General features: G+C 37.9%; 17 protein-coding genes. 6 read left to right on the top strand and 11 right to left on the bottom strand.

Annotated elements, in window-relative coordinates:
- Window positions 1-121 precede the first annotated feature (121 nt).
- From RT41_RS02645 to trpX, 4 genes are read right to left on the bottom strand one after another with little or no spacing between them, the layout of a single operon-like run.
- A complete protein-coding gene (locus RT41_RS02645; RefSeq protein WP_096817250.1) occupies window positions 122-589 on the bottom strand; it encodes a hypothetical protein in 468 nt (155 codons plus the stop codon).
- A complete protein-coding gene (locus tag RT41_RS02640; RefSeq protein ID WP_096817248.1) occupies window positions 586-1,341 on the bottom strand; it encodes an ABC transporter ATP-binding protein in 756 nt (251 codons plus the stop codon). Before RT41_RS02640 ends, RT41_RS02645 begins: the two co-directional genes overlap by 4 nt.
- On the bottom strand, window positions 1,325-2,170 hold the full coding sequence (locus tag RT41_RS02635) for an ABC transporter permease (RefSeq protein WP_096817245.1): 846 nt from the start codon (window positions 2,168-2,170) through the stop codon (window positions 1,325-1,327). The genes RT41_RS02640 and RT41_RS02635 overlap by 17 nt, the downstream gene beginning before the upstream one ends.
- Window positions 2,171-2,186: 16 nt before the next feature.
- The gene (gene trpX / locus RT41_RS02630; protein WP_096817242.1) at window positions 2,187-3,179 is read right to left on the bottom strand and encodes a tryptophan ABC transporter substrate-binding protein; all 993 of its coding nucleotides are present in this window, start codon (window positions 3,177-3,179) and stop codon (window positions 2,187-2,189) included.
- 402 nt (window positions 3,180-3,581) lie between these two features.
- On the opposite strand from trpX, the gene RT41_RS02625 reads away from it, so the two are divergent.
- The 6 genes from RT41_RS02625 (at window position 3,582) to RT41_RS02600 (ending at window position 10,288) form a co-directional block, all read left to right on the top strand.
- A complete protein-coding gene (locus RT41_RS02625) occupies window positions 3,582-5,204 on the top strand; it encodes an Rqc2 family fibronectin-binding protein (protein WP_096817322.1) in 1,623 nt (540 codons plus the stop codon).
- Window positions 5,201-6,037 carry a putative RNA methyltransferase gene (locus RT41_RS02620; RefSeq protein ID WP_096817240.1) on the top strand — a complete coding sequence of 279 codons (837 nt, stop codon included), beginning with the start codon at window positions 5,201-5,203 and terminating at the stop codon, window positions 6,035-6,037. Before RT41_RS02625 ends, RT41_RS02620 begins: the two co-directional genes overlap by 4 nt.
- A gap of 203 nt (window positions 6,038-6,240) precedes the next feature.
- Entirely contained in the window at window positions 6,241-7,764 is a 1,524-nt protein-coding gene (locus RT41_RS02615) for an ABC transporter ATP-binding protein (protein ID WP_096817238.1), read from the top strand.
- Window positions 7,754-8,821 (top strand): ABC transporter permease, encoded by a 1,068-nt coding sequence (locus RT41_RS02610; RefSeq protein ID WP_054639212.1) that lies wholly within the window; start codon window positions 7,754-7,756, stop codon window positions 8,819-8,821. The genes RT41_RS02615 and RT41_RS02610 overlap by 11 nt, the downstream gene beginning before the upstream one ends.
- Window positions 8,821-9,774 carry an ABC transporter permease gene (locus RT41_RS02605; RefSeq protein ID WP_096817236.1) on the top strand — a complete coding sequence of 318 codons (954 nt, stop codon included), beginning with the start codon at window positions 8,821-8,823 and terminating at the stop codon, window positions 9,772-9,774. Before RT41_RS02610 ends, RT41_RS02605 begins: the two co-directional genes overlap by 1 nt.
- Window positions 9,775-9,871: 97 nt before the next feature.
- A complete protein-coding gene (locus RT41_RS02600) occupies window positions 9,872-10,288 on the top strand; it encodes an EamA family transporter (protein WP_096817234.1) in 417 nt (138 codons plus the stop codon).
- 67 nt (window positions 10,289-10,355) lie between these two features.
- On the opposite strand, the gene RT41_RS02595 is transcribed toward RT41_RS02600, so the two are convergent.
- The 7 genes from RT41_RS02595 to RT41_RS02565 form a co-directional block, all read right to left on the bottom strand.
- Window positions 10,356-11,333 carry an L-lactate dehydrogenase gene (locus RT41_RS02595; protein WP_096817232.1) on the bottom strand — a complete coding sequence of 326 codons (978 nt, stop codon included), beginning with the start codon at window positions 11,331-11,333 and terminating at the stop codon, window positions 10,356-10,358.
- Window positions 11,334-11,513: 180 nt separating this feature from the next.
- Window positions 11,514-13,046, bottom strand: coding sequence for a pyruvate kinase (pyk, locus tag RT41_RS02590; protein WP_096817230.1), 1,533 nt, complete (start codon window positions 13,044-13,046; stop codon window positions 11,514-11,516).
- A gap of 134 nt (window positions 13,047-13,180) precedes the next feature.
- Window positions 13,181-14,713, bottom strand: coding sequence for a pyruvate kinase (gene pyk / locus RT41_RS02585; protein ID WP_096817227.1), 1,533 nt, complete (start codon window positions 14,711-14,713; stop codon window positions 13,181-13,183).
- Between the two features lie 84 nt (window positions 14,714-14,797).
- Window positions 14,798-15,820, bottom strand: coding sequence for a 6-phosphofructokinase (gene pfkA, locus RT41_RS02580; RefSeq protein ID WP_096817225.1), 1,023 nt, complete (start codon window positions 15,818-15,820; stop codon window positions 14,798-14,800).
- Window positions 15,821-16,069: 249 nt separating this feature from the next.
- Window positions 16,070-17,218, bottom strand: coding sequence for an N-acetylglucosamine-6-phosphate deacetylase (gene nagA, locus RT41_RS02575; protein ID WP_096817223.1), 1,149 nt, complete (start codon window positions 17,216-17,218; stop codon window positions 16,070-16,072).
- 149 nt (window positions 17,219-17,367) lie between these two features.
- Window positions 17,368-18,534, bottom strand: a complete 1,167-nt coding sequence (locus RT41_RS02570) for a toxic anion resistance protein (RefSeq protein ID WP_096817221.1) — start codon at window positions 18,532-18,534, stop codon at window positions 17,368-17,370.
- A 100-nt stretch (window positions 18,535-18,634) separates the two neighbouring features.
- Window positions 18,635-19,249 (bottom strand): 5-bromo-4-chloroindolyl phosphate hydrolysis family protein, encoded by a 615-nt coding sequence (locus RT41_RS02565; RefSeq protein ID WP_096817219.1) that lies wholly within the window; start codon window positions 19,247-19,249, stop codon window positions 18,635-18,637.
- Window positions 19,250-19,472: the final 223 nt, after the last annotated feature.

Raw genomic sequence — 19,472 nt, 5'->3', positions numbered from 1 at the left:
TGAAAATTATAAATTCTGACAAATAAGCCTTATTTCTTTTAATTTTAACATAAACTGAATGGGAATTCTAACGAGTGATAAACTTTTTTTTATAAAAAAAAGCCACTAAATATGGCTATTTTTATTTATCTTCCTTATTCTGAGCATCTTTTGTTTGAAGCTTTTCAAGTTTATTAATCCTCGTCAAAAGTTGTCGCTCACCAATTAAAATAATTAGCAATAGAAGTCCCCAACCGCCCATAAATTCAGCAGAACTAATTAAATCATCCCCGTGACGAGACATAAAAACACGGTCTGGATAATCATTGGCCACATAAACATTAACTCGATCACCAATATCACCTAATTTACGAAAATAAACATCCAACGGGCGACGTTCGACAATTTTACCATTCCACTCATATCGTACTTCGTGTAGGGATTTTAGATCGTCCCCTTGAACGATAACGGCGCTTATTTTCGTTTTTTCAATGTTTTTATTCGTCATGTGAATACCAGTCAGTGATATCGATGCCGCAAGTAATGCTGCCGCGACGACCAACATGATTATTCTTAATATACGTTCAAAAAGGGGAACTAATTTTTTCATTCAAATATCCTGTAAAAGTCTTCTATTTTCATTTTCATTTTTTCTGATGATTTCAAATCTTTTACTATTTTACCATTTTTCATGACTAAAAGTCGATTCCCAAATTTCAATGCGTCTTCCATTTGGTGTGTAATCATTAAAGCAGTCAATTTTTCTTCGACAATTACTTTTTGTGTCAAAGCCATAATGGCCAAAGTTGTCTTTGGATCTAATGCGGCGGTATGTTCGTCTAACAAGAGCAAATCAGGTTTTTGAAAGGTTGCCATCAATAAGGAGAGCGCTTGTCTTTGTCCCCCTGATAAATTTCCTGTTGGTGTATTTAATTGCTCCTCCAAACCGTTTCCAATTTTTATTGCTTTTTCGACAAATACATTACTCAATTTCTTCGGATGAATCAATTTAAGGCTGCGCGTCTGTCCTCGTTTACGTGCTACCGCTAAATTTTCTAAAACAGTCATCCGTGGCGCCGTTCCCATTTTAGGGTCTTGAAAAACACGTGCCAAATATTTTGAACGAAATTGAGGTGATTTATTCGTCACATCTTTCCCCATAATAAATACTTTTCCCGAGTTTAGTTTTATATTGCCTGAGATCACATTGAATAAAGTCGACTTTCCTGCGCCATTTCCCCCGACAATGCTGATAAAGTCTTGAGGATAGATGGCTAATGACAGATCGTCTAAAATTATTTTTTTGGAAAGGCCATTTTCTACAATGACCGTTGCTTGCTTAAGTTCAATGACGGCTTGCATTTAACTTCACCCCCTTAAAGAATTTTTCTCTTAGCGTTGGAATCATTAAACAGATGGCCAATATAATCGCACTAAAAAGTTTGAAATAATTCGTGTTTAAGCCAACAGTGATTACACCTAAAATTAAAAATTGGTAAAATATTGAACCAATGACTATTGTAATTAAACGTTCCAACATGGACACATTCGAAAAAAAGACTTCCCCAATAATAATTGCCGCTAAACCGATGACGATGACGCCTATCCCTTTTGAGACATCTGCATAACCGTCATTCTGACAGACGAGAGCACCTGAAAGCGCAATAATGCCATTCGATAGGATGAGGCCTAACAATTCCATATGCCCCGTGTTGATTCCAAAACTTGTTGCCATGTCTGGATTGTCTCCTGTTGCGATAAAAGCTTGCCCAATTTCCGTATTGAGGAAGAAAATCATAAGACAAACGACTAAAACGACTGCGATAAGGCTGACGCCAATGGATTGAAGACGAGGATAGCCAAGCATCCCTAAATTTGCTTGCCCCATGACCATAAGCATGATTGAATTTGATGAGGTCATGACCAATATGCCAGCTAAAAGTGTTGGTATTTTACCATTGACATAAAGCAAACCAGTGGCTAATCCAGCCAAACAGCCGGCTAAAAAAGCAGCCAGCGTAGCAATCAAAGGATCCACGCCATGGACGATCAGTGTCACAGCAACAGCTCCTCCAAGTGGAAAACTTCCTTCTGTTGTCATATCAGGAAAATTTAAGATTCTAAAGGTCATAAAGATCCCTAATCCTAAAATGGCCCAAAGCAAGCCTTGATTTATGGTTGAAATTATCATTTTTATTCCTACAATCTTATTTATCGTTTGTTGAATTATCTAATACTGTTTTAGGAATCGTTATTCCAAGTACTTTTGCTGCTTCAGTATTTACAATTGGAGTTGTGTGGTCATAAAAATCAACAGGAATTTCACTTACTTTTTTTCCTTTTAAAATTTGTGCGGCAATTTTACCTGTCTCAATCCCCAATTCACGTTGATTAATAGAAACTGCTGCAAGTCCCCCTTGCTCAACCATCGTATCAACGGATGGAAAAACAGGGATTTTAGCTGCATTTGTAATTTGTAAAACATTATTAAAAGCTGATGCAATTGTATTATCATTGCCGATATAGAATGCTTGTACTTCTTTAGCTGCAACAGATACTGTTGTTGAAATGTCATTAGATGAAGCAATAGCATATGTTTTACCCGTTAAGCCTTCTGCTTTTGCAGCTTTTGAAAAACTTTCGACTTGTGATTTAGAGTTCGATTCTGATGAAGTATAAAGGACACCAACGGTTTTAAGATTGGGCATAATTTCTTTCATCAACTTAAGTTCTTTTTCGACAGGAAAACGGTCCGAAACGCCTGTGATATTTCCTTCAGGCTTATTCACGTTTTTGACTAAGTTTGCTCCGACAGGATCAGTCACTGCTCCCATCACAATCGGAACTGTGCTTGTGGCATTAGCCAAAGCTTGAGCTGCAGGTGTTGCAATCCCAATCAAAACATCATTATTTTCAGACACTAACTGAGATGACATGGTTTGCAGTTTGGATTGGTCTGCCTCTCCATTATAGAAATTAATCTTTGCATTCGCGAAGCCTTCTTTTTTCAATTCATCTTTTGCACCTTTTGTTATAGCATCTAGAGCTGGGTGGGTTACAAACTGTAATATTCCGATTTTGACTTCTTTATTATTACTTGGTGTAGCATCGGATTTCGAATTCGTTTTTGGTAAAATGACCGCCACAAGTCCAATAATTACGATTAATGCAACGACGATGATTATTTTTCTATTTTTCATGATTTCTCCTCATTTATTTCATTATTAGTATTCAATAGTTTTCAGAGCACATGCAAAAAAAGACCGAATAGCGATGTCTTATCCTATCCGGTCTTCTTATTTTATGAATCACCGGCATAGATACTTTTTGAAGTACTCCAAAATTGTATCTATGCCCTTTGCACAAATACAACTTCAAGAACGCCAGCTTTGCCATGATTTGAAGTTTAATTTAAACATGTGATTCTCCTTTTTCCTGATTTTTTTTCTAGTATAAACCTATATTAAATAAAATGCAAGAGAAAAGTTAGCAAATTTATGATAAAATTAAAGTTAACGACTTTTATCAGTACTGGCGTACAATTGAAAAAGAAATCCATTCCAGATATCGCCAGCATTGACAAAAAAGAAAAGAGGCAAACCATGTCCTTTGATGGCATATTTTTACACCACATGACAGACGAATTAGTTCAAGCACTCGAAGGTGGTCGCATTCAAAAAGTAAATCAGCCTTTTGAACAAGAACTTGTTCTTTCAGTCCGTTCTGAGCGGAAAACTCAGAAACTTCTACTGTCAGCCCATCCTACTTTTGGCCGTGTCCAATTGACTCAAACTGATTTTCAAAATCCTCAAAATCCAAACAATTTTGTAATGATTTTGCGAAAATATTTGGCAGGTGCCTTAATCGAAAAGATTGAACAAATCGGTAACGACCGCCAAATTTGGTTTCATATTTCCAGTAAAGACGAAATTGGGGATACGATGAAGATCGCACTCGTGGTCGAGATTATGGGCAAGCACAGCAATATCATATTACTTGACAAAACGAGTGATCGTATTATCGAGTCAATTAAACATGTCGGTTTCTCTCAAAATCAATATCGGACCATTTTACCTGGATCAAATTATATTGCACCTCCCTTATCGTCTGAAAATAGCCCTTTCAAAAGCTCTGACGAAAAGATCTTTGAGGCATTACAACTTGGAAACCTTCAAAAAACATTTCAAGGGATCGGAAGAGACTCTCTCAAGGCCTTGTCCGAACTGACCGTTCCTGAATTCAAAGCACTGATCATTCAAAAATACCCTTCAATTTATCAAAATGATACATTTTCTTCAATAAATTTAGGTTCAGAAGCCAAAACGTTTGAAAGCCTTTCAGAAATGCTTGACTTCTATTATTCGGATAAAGCTGAACGTGACCGTGTAAAACAAATTGGAGCTGAGGTCATCAAAAAAGTTCAGAATGAACTCAAAAAGAATCGTGACAAATTAAAGAAACAGGAAAAAGAATTATTAGACACCGAAAATGCTGAGATTTTCCGCCAAAAAGGGGAATTATTAAACACCTTTTTGCACCTTGTCCCTAATGACCAGCCTACGGTCACCTTAGAAAATTATTATACCAATGAACCATTAGAGATTGCACTCGATTTATCAAAAACGCCAGCCCAAAACGCACAACGATATTTTCATCGTTACCAAAAATTAAAACAAGCGGTAAAATTTCTTGGCGATCAAATTGAACACACCAAGCAAACCATTACTTATTTAGAGTCCGTCGAAACCAATTTGGAAAATGCAGATGTTCCGGAAATTGCTGACATTCGTGAAGAATTAATTCAAACAGGGTATATCAAACTGAAGCATCGGAATAAAAAGCAAAAATTGCTGCCCCCTGAAAAATATCAAGCTGAGGATGGTACGATTATTTTAGTGGGTAAAAACAACCTACAAAATGAGCAAGTCTCTTTTAAGCTAAGTAAAAAAGGGGATACTTGGTTTCACGTCAAGGACATTCCTGGTTCGCATGTCCTGATTACTGGAAATAAAAACCCATCAGATGAAACTGTCACATTTGCTGGTGAGCTTGCTGCTTATTTCTCTAAAGCACGTCATTCTAACTTGATTCAAGTTGACGTCTTAGATGCCAAAAAATTGCATAAACCAACTGGTACTGCCCCCGGTTTTGTCACCTATGATCGTGACAAAACAATCCGTGTTACACCAAATGAAGAATTGATTAAAAGCAGGAAAATAAAATGAAAATAGAATTAAAATGTCCTGTCTGTAATCGTCCATTAAGGCAAGATGAGCGAGTTTTTATCTGCCCACAAAGTCACAGTTTTGATTTGGCTAAAGAAGGCTACCTCAATCTTCTCCTCAATGCCAAACCTACAGCAGGGGATTCTAAAGCCATGATGAATGCTCGGCGCAAATTTCTAGCAGCTGGTTATTACGAGCAACTTTCTAATGCAGTGAATCTGAAAATAAGTCAAGCCATTGCTGCTCAAGCAGATGCACACGCCATTGTAGATATCGGTTGTGGGGAAGGCTATTATCTTTCTCGTTTTCAAACGCAGCATCCGAGTGAAAAGCTTCAATACTTTGGCTTGGACATAAGTAAGCTGGGCATTAAGATGGCCGCCAAAAAAAGCCCTCAAATTCAATGGCTCGTAGCTAATTTCGCACATCTTCCTTTCATGGATCATTCAGCCGATGTGATATTATCAATGTTTGCAGAATATTCGGTAGCAGAAATGAATCGCATTTGTTCGGATCAGGGGATTATTATTCTTGTGCGGGCGGGCGACAATCATTTGATTGAATTAAAAAACGTCATTTATCCTGAAATTCACGAAAAAGAAAGGCTCGATTCAATAAAACCTTTCCCCAATTTCAAAGTAGAGCGTCAGGAAGTCACTTTCAAAACAACCATCACAAATAATGAAGATTTGATGAGTCTCTTATTAATGACACCACATTATTGGAAAATTAAATCAGAAGGGCTTGATAATCTTAAAAAGCTCAAAAGCTTGACGGTCACAGTTTCAATTGAAATTGATTATATTAGCCGAAACAATTCAAACCAGATTTGAAGAATTAATTTACCCCTCTATTGATTAAAAAAAAGTGCTTTCATAAATACGTTTTTTTTGATATAATAAGCTGTAATTATTTTTTTAAGAACTGACTTTGTCACGTTTTGTTTTTTAAAACGGCACAGGTCAGTTTTTGGAACATTAGGGTAAAAATAAGTAATCATTCTTATTTTTATCATATTTTTTTAGAAGGAGCCAAAATGGCCAACGAAAATGTAATCGAAATGATTAACGTGACCAAGCGCTTTGGTAATTTTGTTGCGAATGACAAAATTAACCTTGAGTTACGTAAGGGTGAAATTCACGCCCTACTTGGTGAAAATGGTGCTGGGAAGTCCACACTGATGAATATTTTATCAGGCTTGTTGGAGCCGACAGAGGGTGAGGTGCATGTCAAAGGGAAACTCGAAAAAATCGATTCTCCTTCAAAAGCTGCAAACCTCGGAATCGGTATGGTCCACCAACATTTCATGCTTGTTGATGCATTCACCGTTACGGAAAACATTATTCTCGGTTCTGAAACAACCAAAGGACTTTCTTTAGACTTAAAAACAGCTAAAGAAAAAATCATTGAACTGTCTGAAAAATATGGACTTGCTGTTGAACCTGATTCCTATATTCGCGACATTTCGGTTGGACAACAACAACGTGTTGAAATCCTTAAAACCTTATATCGTGGGGCAGATATTTTAATCTTTGATGAGCCAACTGCCGTGCTAACTCCTGCAGAAATTCTCGAATTGATGGATATTTTGCGTAATTTGGTAAAAGAAGGCAAATCAATTATTTTAATCACACACAAACTGGATGAAATTCGTGCGGTTGCTGATCGTATCACAGTTATTCGTCGTGGGAAGTCCATTGAGACTGTGGAACTTGGTGACAAATCAAATAAGGAATTAGCCGAAATGATGGTTGGGCGTTCTGTCTCCTTCATCACTCCAAAAGGACCAGCAACTCCAAAAGAGATCGTCCTTGATATCCAAGACCTTAAAGTTAAAGAGGCTCGCGGTGCATTTGCAGTAAAAGGTCTTTCACTTCAAGTTCATGCTGGTGAAATTGTTGGGATTGCCGGAATTGATGGCAATGGTCAAACAGAGCTAATAAAAGCTCTTACAGGTCTGATGAAAACTGACTCTGGCAAAATTTTCCTCAAAGGGAAAAATATTACCAATCAACGGCCTCGTAAAATCACAGAACAATCTGTCGGTCACGTTCCAGAAGACCGACATCGTTACGGTTTAGTTCTTCAAATGACCGTTGCCGAAAATATGGCCTTGCAAACATACTACAAGGAACCTTTATCCAAATATGGATTCCTCGATTATAATAAAATTAATGCCAAAGCACGTGAATTAATGGAAGAATTTGATGTTCGTGGAGCTGGCGAATTAATCCCTGCTGCTTCTTTATCCGGTGGTAACCAACAAAAAGCGATTATTGCGCGTGAAATTGACCGCGATCCTGACTTATTGATTGTTAGCCAACCTACGCGTGGACTCGATGTCGGTGCGATTGAATATATCCATAAGCGTTTGATTCAAGCACGTGATGAAGGAAAAGCCGTTCTTGTGGTTTCTTTCGAGCTGGATGAAATTCTTAACGTTTCTGACCGTATTCTTGTTATCCATGACGGAAAAATTCAAGGTGAAGTCACACCTGAAACAACAAATAAACAAGAACTTGGTATCTTAATGGTCGGAGGTAATATTAATGAGCAGTAAAACGAAAAAGATTCTTGTGCCTATTATTGCGGTTCTAGCTGGATTCGTACTTGGTGCAATTATCATGTTAATTTTCGGATTTAATCCGATCTGGGGATACGAAGATTTACTAGTCTCAGCCCTTGGTAATTCCCGAGCAATTGGCGAAACCATTCAAACAGCAGGCCCATTAATTCTTGAAGCACTTGCCTTTGCAGTCGCTATGAAAGCCGGACTTTTCAATATCGGGATGTCTGGTCAAGCTTTATCTGGTTGGCTTTTCTCAATGTGGTTTGCCCTATCCTTCCCAGACATACCACGTTTGTTGATGATCCCACTCGTTATTATCGTCGGAATGCTTTTCGGTGCTTTGATGGGCTTAATTCCAGGTGTGCTTCGCGCACTTCTTGGAACGTCAGAAGTTATTACGACCATCATGTTAAACTACATTATTCTGTACTTTTCAACTTTTGTGGTACATAACATCATGGCAAAAAAAATTATTATGTCAACTTCAATTGACCAAACAAATCCTGTTGGTACGAATTCAACTTTCCGTGCACAATGGTTGTCAGATCTGACAAATAATTCAACGCTGAACATTGGTATCTTTATTGCACTGATTGCCTTAGTGATCATGGCTGTAATCTTCTCAAAAACAACATTAGGATACGAAATCAATGCTGTTGGTTTAAATCCAGATGCCTCTGAATATGCAGGTATTTCATCCAAACGCACAATTATTCTTTCTATGGTTGTCGCTGGTGCTCTCGCTGGACTCGGTGGTGTTGTATATGGATTTGGTTATATGCAAAACTTCGTTGTACAAACGGCGTCTCTCGACATTGGATTTAACGGGATGGCTGTTGCCCTTCTTGGTGGAAATAACCCAATTGGGATCCTCTTTGCCGGATTGCTCTTCTCAGTCTTACAAACAGGTGCACCTGGTATGATGACTGATTCAATTCCGCCACAAATTATCCAAGTCGTAACTGCATCTATCATCTTCTTTATTGCCATTAAATTTATCATCGAAGTTATTCTTCCAAAAGCTAAGAAGAAAGGAGAAAAAGCATAATGAACTTAGTTGATACTTTGCAAATTATCGTTGCAAATATGCTTATTTATTCAACACCTCTGATCTTCACTTCAATCGGTGGCGTTTTCTCAGAACGTGGCGGTATCGTCAACGTTGGTCTCGAAGGAATCATGACAATGGGTGCCTTCGGATCAGTGGTCTTTAACTTGACAACTGCCAGCACATTTGGTTCCATGACGCCTTGGCTTTCCATACTGTTTGGAGCTTTTATCGGTGCCATTTTCGCTTCACTCCACGCCGTTGCCACAGTCAATTTACGAGCCGATCATATTATTTCGGGTACAGTATTAAACTTGATGGCTCCTGCGCTCGGTGTATTCTTAGTTCAAGTTATTTATAACCAAGGACAAATAAACATCAATCAACAAATTGGTTATTGGAATGTTCCACTTTTGAATAAAATCCCAGTGATTGGTCAAATCTTCTTTAGCCAAACATCATTACCCGCTTTTCTCGCGATTGCAGTTGCCTTTCTTGCTTGGTATGTGCTATTTAAGACCCGCTTTGGGCTTCGTTTACGTTCAGTCGGTGAAAATCCTCAAGCAGCTGACACGCTTGGAATTAACGTCTACGCCTATCGTTGGGCTGGTGTTGTGATTTCTGGTGTTCTTGGTGGGGTTGGTGGAGCAATTTATGCTCAAGCCATTTCTGGTAACTTCTCTGTTTCAACAATTGTTGGTCAAGGTTTCATTTCATTGGCAGCCATGATCTTTGGTAAGTGGAATCCTATCGGGGCAATGCTTGCATCACTCTTATTTGGACTTTCGACTTCACTTGCTGTTGTCGGTGGACAAATTCCCGGAATTAAAGAGATTCCTTCAACATTCTTACAAATGTTACCTTATGTCATTACAATTGTTGTCTTGGCGCTCTTCCTTGGAAAAGCAGTTGCTCCTAAAGCTGATGGTACCAACTACATCAAATCGAAATAAAACTCAAAAAACAGCGCTCGAGCTGTTTTTTTATGTTAAATTTCTGAAAGATTATGATAATAGGTTTATAATTAATAATTGAACAAGGAGAAATACTATGTGGTTAATTTATGCACTTCTATCGGCTATTTTTGCTGGTTTGACAGCAATTCTAGTTAAGGTAGGTGTCAGTGGAATCAGCGCTAATTTAGCAACAGCAATTCGCACGATTGTTGTCTTGATCATGTCATGGATGGTTGTATTTTTAGCAGGAAAACCTGATTTTACCAGTTTATCAAAGAAAAACATTACTTTTTTAATTTTATCCGGTTTGGCAACTGGCGCTTCATGGTTGACCTACAACCGTGCACTGCAATTAGGGCCAGCATCCAAAGTCATCCCAGTTGATAACTTATCCGTTGTAATTGGAATGGTTCTCGCTTTTATCCTTTTACGAGAACGAGTAACCGTCCCTATTGTCATTGGTGGAGCATTAATAACGCTGGGCGTCTTGGTGATATCATTTAACAAATAATCATTCTCAGACCTGACAAAAAGCACAGATTCATTAAATCTGTGCTTTATCTTATTAGCTAATTTTATTAAACTTTTACAGCTGATGAAAATTCTTCATTTTTGAATGCATCATCAATAATTCGTTTCAATTGAGCACCTGAGGCTTGCATTTTTTGTAATTCAGCATCACTCAAAGGAATGTTGACCGGATTGATCACACCTTCTGCTCCAACTACCGCTGGTTGACCAAGGTAACAGTCAGTAATTCCATATTGGTTATCTTGGAACGTTGAAACAGGTAATACGGCATGCTCATCATCCAATATAGCTTTCGTAATACGTGCGAGTGCCACAGCTACGCCATAGAAGGTTGCACCTTTTTTGGAAATTATTTCGTAAGCTGCATCACGAACGCCTTCGAAGATCCCAACAATTTCAGATTCATCGAGGTAAGAATTATCTTGGAACCATTGATCCAATTGAACACCGGCCACGTTTGCATGTGACCAAACGGCAAATTCTGAGTCGCCATGTTCACCCATGATATAAGCATGGACGGAACGTGCATCAACTCCAACTTTTTCAGCCAATGCTTGACGAAAACGTGCTGTATCAAGAGATGTTCCTGAGCCAACAACATGATTTTTTGGAAGTCCTGAGAATTTCCAAGTCGCATATGTTAAAATATCAACTGGGTTAGCAGCAACAAGGAAGATACCTGAAAAACCAGATTTCATGATTTCAGTTACTACGCTTTTTGTGATACGAAGGTTTTTTTCTACTAAGTCCAAACGTGTTTCGCCTGGTTTTTGAGGTGCACCTGAGGTCAAAACGACCAAATCAGCATCTGATGCATCAGAATAATCTGCAGAGTAAATCTTTTTTGGAGAAGTGAATGCGAGTGCGTGTGATAAATCCATCGCGTCGCCTTCTGTCTTATCTTTAAATAAATCTACAATACCCAACTCTTGTGCGATACCTTGGTTTACAAGTGCGAATGCATATGATGAACCAACAGCTCCATCACCAACAAGAATTACTTTTTTACGTTGTTTCTCTGCCATAGTATTAAACTATCCTTTCATATAGGTAAGAAATATTTTACTCTTTAATTATAGCATTAATTCACAAGATTGTCATAAATGTGATGTGATTCACAGGTATTTTTTTCATTTTATCTAATATGGTTAATAATATGTAACGATTTAATAAAAAAAATTCTCATCAGAGAATTTTTATTTTGTTTATCTAATTGTACGAATGCGACATGTGTTTGTACGTCCTGAACCAACAGGAACACCGGCTACAATGACAATGTTGTCGCCTGATTTAACTAATCCTGATTTAAGTGCTGCTTTTTCAGCAACTTCAAACATATCATCTGTGGAAGCTGGACGTTCAGTTAGTAATGGAATAACTCCCCAATTAATCAAAAGGGCACGTTCTACTTTTTCATCAAATGTAACTGCCAAAATATCAGTGTTAGGACGATATTTCGAAATCAAACGAGCCGTGTTTCCAGTCTCAGTCAAGGCAACAACTAACTTGATGTCCATCGAACGAGTGGTATTCAAAACATTTGAAGCAACAACTTCTGTTACACCATGTCTCGTATATCGATCTGGATTCAAACGACCATATTCTTGCAACATGGTTTGTGCTTCACAATTAATCTCTGCCATGGTCCGTACTGATTCTGCCGGATAGCGCCCATTAGCTGATTCACCAGAAAGCATTGTTGCATCAGTACCATCAATCACCGCATTAAAAACATCGGAAATTTCTGAACGTGTGGCACGTGGGTTGTAAGTCATGGATTCCAACATGTTTGTGGCAGTAATGACAGGTTTTCCTGCGTGTGCACATTTCTTGATAATTTTCTTTTGATAAACAGGAACGCGAACAAAGGGAACCTCTATCCCCATGTCACCACGGGCAACCATGATACCATCTGCTGCTTTAATGATTTCATCAATATTATCAATTCCCTCTTGATTCTCAATTTTAGGGAACAATTGAACGTGCGTATTTCCTGTTTCTTTTAAAATTTCACGAATAACTTGAACATCTTTGGCTGTCCGGACAAAGGATATCGAAATAAAGTTGATGCCTTGTTGAAGACCAAAACGAATATCAGAGTCATCGCGTTCTGCCAATGCTGGAAAAGGAATTTTTGTATTAGGAATATTGACTCCCTTTTGTTTTGCAATAATTCCATCATTTTCAACCTCGACAACAAATTCACGTTTTTCAACGTCTTTATCGATAACAGTCAGCCCTAATTTACCATCATCTATCAAAATCCGTTTCCCAATTGAAACATCATCAAAAATATCTAAACCACCTGCAACATTTAATCCAATAAGATTTTTTTCTGACTTTTGGCCTTGTTTAGTTGCAATTCGCAATTTGTCACCAGTAACATAATGAAAGAAATTACCTTCTGAATCATATGCCACATCAGATTGAGCATCAGCAGAGAATAATTCTGTCCGAATTTCAGGTCCCTTAGTGTCAAGCAAGAAACCAACTTTTTTCCCTGCAATTTCCTCAGCACGTCGAACAGCTGTCATCAACTCGCCTTGACTTTCATGGTCACCATGTGAAAAGTTAAACCGGAAAATATTTGCTCCATTTTTAATCAATTCTGCAATGACTTTCGCTGATGCTTCAATATCGAGCGGTTCATCCCAATAGCCTTCTTGAAGGAAAGTTTTGCCTCCACGAATTTCAACTGCTGGACCCAAAGTTGACACAATTTTTACACGTTTATTCATTTAATTAACCTCTTTTAGAACACGGATAAGCATAATTCTTAGTCAATGAATTACCCGTTATTTTACAATAGATAAGACGAATTGGATAAATCGAAAAGAGTCCTTGCACTCATGCAAAGACTCCTTCAAGTACTTTATTTAACAGTGCGGATACGCATTGTGTTAGTGCGACCAGAACCTACTGGAACACCAGCAACGATGATGATATTGTCACCTGATTCAACGAGGCCTGATTTAAGTGCTGCTTTTTCAGCAACATCAAACATGTCGTCAGTTGAAGCTGGTTTTTCAGCGAGCGCAGGAATTACACCCCAACAAATTGTCAGGCTACGTTCGATTTTTTCATCAAAAGTAACAGCCAAGATGTCTGCATCTGGACGGTATTTTGAAATCAAACGCGCAGTTGAACCAGATTCAGTCAATGCAACAATCAATTTAATATCCATTGCTTTCGCAGCATCTTTAACGGCAGCAGCGACTACTTCAGTAACAGAGTTACGATCGTAGTTTTCTGGGTGAAGACGGCCGTATTCTGAAAGCATCGTTTGTGCATTCATGTCAACTGTAGCCATTGTTTTAACTGATTCTGCAGGATAATGACCATTTGCTGATTCACCAGAAAGCATTGTTGCATCAGTACCATCAATAACCGCATTGAAAACGTCTGAAATTTCAGCACGAGTGGCACGAGGGTTGTAAGTCATAGATTCAAGCATGTTTGTGGCAGTAATAACTGTCTTACCAGCTTTATTAACTTTAGAAATAATCATTTTTTGGTAAACTGGAACCATTTCGAATGGAACTTCGATTCCCATGTCACCACGGGCTACCATGATACCATCAGAAACTTCGATGATTTCATCGATATTTTCAATCCCTTGTTGATTTTCAATTTTAGGGAATAATTTAACACCAGTGTGACCTGTTTCTTCCAAAATACGGCGAACTGCGAGCACATCTTCAGCTTTACGGACGAATGAAATCGCGATAAAGTTAATGCCTTGAGAGAGACCGAAACGAATATCAGCATCATCGCGTTCAGCAAGTGCAGGGAAGTTAATTTTCGTTCCAGGGATGTTAACACCTTTTTGTTTAGCAATAACGCCATCGTTTTCAACTTCAACTTCAAATTCACGCGTTGAAGTATTTTTTCCGATAACAAGAAGACCGAGTTTACCATCGTCAACAAGGATACGTTTTCCAACTTCTACATCGTCAAAAATATCAATTCCACCAGCAACGTTTAATGCGAGTAAATCTTTTTCTGATTTGATGCCTTGTTTTGTTGCAACACGAATTTTTTCGCCCGTTTTGTAATTGAACAAGTTTTCTTCATCATCATAGTCAGGATCAGCTTTAGCTGCATCTGAGAATAATTCTGTACGGATTTCAGGACCTTTTGTATCAAGCAAGAATCCAACCTTACGTCCAGCAATTTCTTCTGCACGGAGAACAGCTTGCATCCGGTTTCCTTGTTCATCATGGTCACCATGTGAAAAGTTAAAACGGAAAACGTTAGCACCATTTTCAATTAATTCTGCAATTTTTTTAGCTGATGATTCTACATCAAGGTCGCCTGCCCAAAAGCCACGATCAAAATATGTTTTACCAGCACGTACTTCGATAGCTGGTCCAAGTGTTGAGACGATTTTAACACGTTTGTTCATTAGTGTTTTTCTCCTATAAAATTTTATAATCCGTCCTAGTCAACAAAATCTGAACTAGTGTCCGGTTTCAATTAACTTAGTTAATTAGTTTAGGTTTAAATTGTTCAAAGCTGAATTTAATTTGTAAAGTTCCTCCCCAGCTTTATGTGGGTTATTGACAGTGATTCCACCGTCAGAAGTCAAACTAAACAAAGCACCTTCTTCTGCTGTACCGAGGATTTTGCTTTCAACAAGTTCTTCATTATGAATACCGACAGCAACACCACCGATACCATCTCGGAGCAATTCAACGGCGCGAGCACCCATGCGTGATGCGATAACACGGTCACGAACTGTAGGTGAACCCCCACGTTGGATATGTCCCAGCACAGAAACACGAAGATCAGAATCATCGCCAGCTTCTTTCAAACGTTTGGCAAATTCTTCTCCGTGCATAACACCTTCAGCAATGACGATAATATGGTGATTTTTACCTTTTTCATAGCCTTTTTTAATGTTATTTACGATATTTTCAAATTTGAACTCTTTTTCGGGAATGCAAATATCATCTGCACCAGATGCGATTCCAGCCCATAGTGCGATGTCACCAGCATTACGTCCCATAACTTCAACGATGAAAGTACGGTGATGAGATGAAGATGTATCACGGATTTTATCAATTGCATCAACAGCAGTCGTTACTGCTGTATCAAATCCAATCGTATAATCTGTTCCGACAATATCATTATCAATTGTACCTGGCAAACCTACTGCTGGGAAACCATGTTCAGTCAAGCGCATAGCACCATGATATGAACCATCTCCACCAATTACAACAACCCCTTCAATACCGAATTTTTTAAGTTGTTCGATACCTGCTAATTGTCCTTCGAGTTGAGCAAATTCTGGGTAACGTGCAGAATATAAAAATGTTCCTCCACGTCCTACTTTATCACCAACTGATGCTGAATCGAGTTTGTGGATATCACCGGCAACCATACCTGCATAACCGTAGTTAATGCCGTATACTTCCATACCTTCAGAAATTGCTTTACGAACAACAGCACGGATAGCTGCGTTCATACCTGGGGCGTCACCACCAGAAGTTAAAACCGCAATGCGTTTCATTAGAGACTTGTCCTCCAAAAATTAATCTTGTGTGAAATATGATTTTTCACCGAACCATTCGTTGACCGAATAATCCTTTATCTCTTACATTATAGCATGGTTTTGAAAAAAAATCTCATGCAAAACTGTATTAAACGTTTACATTTTCACAAAATCTTTAATTTGATGTTTTTAAGAATAAAATAAGAAATTTATTAGACATTAATCGGCCTTTCGAATAAAAAAGCTCGCTCAATAGAACGAACTTTTTTATTTTTCATAACGTTTTTCACCATCCAGGTATGTTGCAACAAGCTCCATATGTGGATTTAATACAATAAAGTCTGCATCAAGATCTGTTTTGATTTGACCACAAACATTTTCTAGTCCAACTGATTTAGCAGCAGTCAAAGAACCCATCATAATGGCTTCCGATGGCGTTGCAATTCCCCAGTCAACTACATTTTTGACGGCAGTCTTCAATGTCAAAATTGATGCTGCAGGTCTTCCTGTTGGGAGCCATGCTGCGCCATCACGCACTTCAACTTCGAATTCACCCAGCATATATGGGCCATCAGGCAGACCTGCTGCACGCATGGAGTCAGTAATGAGAACAACATGGTCAGCACCCTTCATTTTCATGACGATTTGTGCAGCTACAGGCCGAACATGGTGTCCATCGCAAATCAATTCGGCATAAGTATTAGGGGTATTCAAAATTGCTCCGACCATTCCGGGTTCTTTATGTGTCAGTCCTGACATCCCATTATAGGTATGTATCCAAATTGATGCTCCTGCTTCAACACCTGCGACGGCTTGTTCATAGGTCGCATTAGAATGACCAAGTGCAATTGCCACACCGGCCTCTGTTGCCTTGCGGATAAAATCTTCTGAACCTGCTCGCTCAGGGGCTAAACCGACTTTCTTAAGCATGCCTTTAGCTGCTTTTTGCCAATCTTCAATTTCCCACATTTTGGCGTCACGCATATATTTAGGGTTTTGTGCACCTTTATGTTCTTCTGTAAAGAATGGCCCTTCAAAGAAAATACCACGGACTTTAGCACCACGAGCTTCTTGATAATGATCTCCAATGACTTGACAACACTTCAAAAGGCCTTCGTGAGAATCTGTTAAAGGAGTTGGAAAGAAACTTGTGACACCTGCAGACAAAAGCCCCTCAGACATCGTCCCCATTATCCCTTCAACTTCTGCATCTTGTGAGTCTGCTCCACCAAAGCCGTGAATGTGGGTATCGACAAGTCCAGGTGCAATCCAAAAGCCAGAGTAATCAAGGATTTCAGCATTTTCAGGTGCCTCAACTACCCAATTTCCAAATTTACCATCTTTAATTTCAAGATAGCCCTCTTTTTTAATTTCATATGGATAGAAAAATTGATCTGCTTTGATATAATACAACATTTTATATCTTGCCTCCTTATATTTACTTTAAATTTTATCAAATCGAGACTGTTTTGTCAATAAATTGGTATAAACCAATTTGATAACAAATAAAAAAACGTTCCCTTATAAAGTTACAAGGATCAACGTTTTCAATTTTTCTTTCATTTTTATTTAGATGACATTTGCAAAAGTTTTTGTTTAATTTCATCTTCCATTTTAGACAATTCGAGTTCGCCTTGCTGACGTTTTTGACGACCTTCAGATTGTATACGCAAAGTTTCTTGAATCGTATCCACCAAATTTTGTTGTGTCAACTTAAGTGTTTCAACATCAATCAAGCCACGTTCATTTTCTTGAGCCGCTTCTATCGTAGAATTCTTCAACATTTCAGAATTTTTCTTTAACAAATCATTTGTCGTTTCTGAGACAATCCGTTGGCTAGTTAAGGCATCCTTTTGTTTTAGAAGAGTCAAGGCAATAGCCACTTGATTCTTCCAAAGCGGAATGGCTGTATTAATTGAAGTTTGAATTTTTTCAGCCAATTCTTGGTTCGTGTTTTGGATAAGCCTAATTTGAGGAGCTTGTTGAATCGTCAATTGACGTGCCAAACGCAAATCGTGAGTCCGTTTATCCAAACGATTTTTATAGGATTCAAGATCGTTGACTTTTTGTACAATCAATGCGTTATCTGATGACTGCTGGGCCTCGAGACGTGCTTGAGGAAGAATTTCTTGGTCTAATTGATCCAATTTTAACTCTGCACCTGCGATATATACATTAAGCGCCTTGAAATAATTTAAATTTTCATCATATAATTTGTCTAATGTTTCATTGTCTTGCAAAAGGCCCGCTTGTTCATTGTTCAATTTTGCGGAAATTTTATCTATTCCGGCTCCAATTTTTTGGTATTTCTGTGTCACCTCAAAAATGGATTTTTTTACTTTACCAAACATTTTTTGGAAAACACCTTTGTTTTCCGAGACCAATTCATTAGGATTAGCTTGTTGTAAATTATACATCAAATCCGTTAGCGAACCACCGACCTCTCCTAAGTCCTGTGCTTGAACTTTGTTAAGGACACCCTGTGAAAATGCAGAGATTTTATCTTGAGCGTTCGCTCCATATGCGATTACAGATTGTGAGGCATTTTCGTCTAATTGTTTCGACAATTCTTGAGCTTTTTCTAGTTCTTCTTGTGTCAAAGTATCTAAAGCACGCAAGCCTGCGTTCTTCTTCATTTCAACAATTTCTGATTTTTGAGGTTCTTTCAAATGTGATTCAGCAATCACACCGGAATCTTCATTAATTAAGTCATCTAGTACTGGGTTGGTCATATTTTCTCCTTTTAGGATTTTTTCTTGATGATAAAATAATTCTGCCTTTTGACAGAATTATACACGTTTTTGTCAGTTGTGACAAGCTAATTAGACATATCTAGTCGAAATTGACCTCATGTTTAATTACATTGACATCATCCATTAAAATATCATGGTAATTTTTAGAAATGTTAGTTGACAAGGTCTTGATGAGTAACAATGTTTCATCTAAATCGCGTGAAATGTCATCCGTTTTGACAGATTGTTTTTTCATTTCGATGAATTTATCAGATAATTTAACCATATTAGGCAAATCTTTATAGAGAAATTCACTTTGTTTTGTCAATTCTTGAGGATTTTGTACGATGTATTTAAATGTTAATTTACTAGATTCAAGCCCACCGGTAACCGACTCAACGACTTGTAAATCATCGTTCTTTTTCATGTTCTTTTCCCAAGTTTCAATGTTTGTTTTTGCTTCAGCTAAATTTTCACGGAAGATTTTTATATCACTATCAGAAAGACCTGATTCACGATAACGTTCCATGTTTACTTTTAGGTTTGCCGCTTTATCACGATAATTTTCACCATCATTCTGGCGAGAGCTTCTTGAAAGACTGACGCCAACAATCACTTTAATGACGAAAAAAGCCAAGATGAATATGAGAATAAAATTAAAGAATCCTAAGTGACCTCTACTCATTCCATCAACCATCATATAATTTACTGGCATATCAATATCTCCTTCGTTTATTTCTATTTTATCCACTTGTTTCCTGTTATACAAGTTGTTTTTTCTAATGCTAGCCTTACTGGCTATATGTCTATTTTACCACATTTCCAACTTTCAAAATCATACTTTGGTATGATTTTTATTTTGTATTATGTTAAAATGGGATTGAATAAATATTTATGAAATCGCTTTTTGAAATATTATATCTATCGAGCGTTCTTCA

The sequence above is a fragment of the Lactococcus fujiensis JCM 16395 genome (assembly GCF_002441655.1).
In the GTDB taxonomy this organism is placed as follows: Bacteria; Bacillota; Bacilli; order Lactobacillales; family Streptococcaceae; genus Lactococcus; species Lactococcus fujiensis.
The sequence above is the reverse complement of the archived record's forward strand: the minus strand, read 5'-3'. Positions and strand labels throughout refer to the sequence as shown.

Bases quoted from the DNA above. Each gene is read 5' to 3' on its own strand.
- RT41_RS02645 (WP_096817250.1), bottom strand. From the start codon at position 589: ATGAAAAAATTAGTTCCCCTTTTTGAACGTATATTAAGAATAATCATG.
- RT41_RS02640 (WP_096817248.1), bottom strand. From the start codon at position 1,341: ATGCAAGCCGTCATTGAACTTAAGCAAGCAACGGTCATTGTAGAAAAT.
- RT41_RS02635 (WP_096817245.1), bottom strand. From the start codon at position 2,170: ATGATAATTTCAACCATAAATCAAGGCTTGCTTTGGGCCATTTTAGGA.
- trpX (WP_096817242.1), bottom strand. From the start codon at position 3,179: ATGAAAAATAGAAAAATAATCATCGTCGTTGCATTAATCGTAATTATT.
- RT41_RS02625 (WP_096817322.1), top strand. From the start codon at position 3,582: ATGTCCTTTGATGGCATATTTTTACACCACATGACAGACGAATTAGTT.
- RT41_RS02620 (WP_096817240.1), top strand. From the start codon at position 5,201: ATGAAAATAGAATTAAAATGTCCTGTCTGTAATCGTCCATTAAGGCAA.
- RT41_RS02615 (WP_096817238.1), top strand. From the start codon at position 6,241: ATGGCCAACGAAAATGTAATCGAAATGATTAACGTGACCAAGCGCTTT.
- RT41_RS02610 (WP_054639212.1), top strand. From the start codon at position 7,754: ATGAGCAGTAAAACGAAAAAGATTCTTGTGCCTATTATTGCGGTTCTA.
- RT41_RS02605 (WP_096817236.1), top strand. From the start codon at position 8,821: ATGAACTTAGTTGATACTTTGCAAATTATCGTTGCAAATATGCTTATT.
- RT41_RS02600 (WP_096817234.1), top strand. From the start codon at position 9,872: ATGTGGTTAATTTATGCACTTCTATCGGCTATTTTTGCTGGTTTGACA.
- RT41_RS02595 (WP_096817232.1), bottom strand. From the start codon at position 11,333: ATGGCAGAGAAACAACGTAAAAAAGTAATTCTTGTTGGTGATGGAGCT.
- pyk (WP_096817230.1), bottom strand. From the start codon at position 13,046: ATGAATAAACGTGTAAAAATTGTGTCAACTTTGGGTCCAGCAGTTGAA.
- pyk (WP_096817227.1), bottom strand. From the start codon at position 14,713: ATGAACAAACGTGTTAAAATCGTCTCAACACTTGGACCAGCTATCGAA.
- pfkA (WP_096817225.1), bottom strand. From the start codon at position 15,820: ATGAAACGCATTGCGGTTTTAACTTCTGGTGGTGACGCCCCAGGTATG.
- nagA (WP_096817223.1), bottom strand. From the start codon at position 17,218: ATGTTGTATTATATCAAAGCAGATCAATTTTTCTATCCATATGAAATT.
- RT41_RS02570 (WP_096817221.1), bottom strand. From the start codon at position 18,534: ATGACCAACCCAGTACTAGATGACTTAATTAATGAAGATTCCGGTGTG.
- RT41_RS02565 (WP_096817219.1), bottom strand. From the start codon at position 19,249: ATGCCAGTAAATTATATGATGGTTGATGGAATGAGTAGAGGTCACTTA.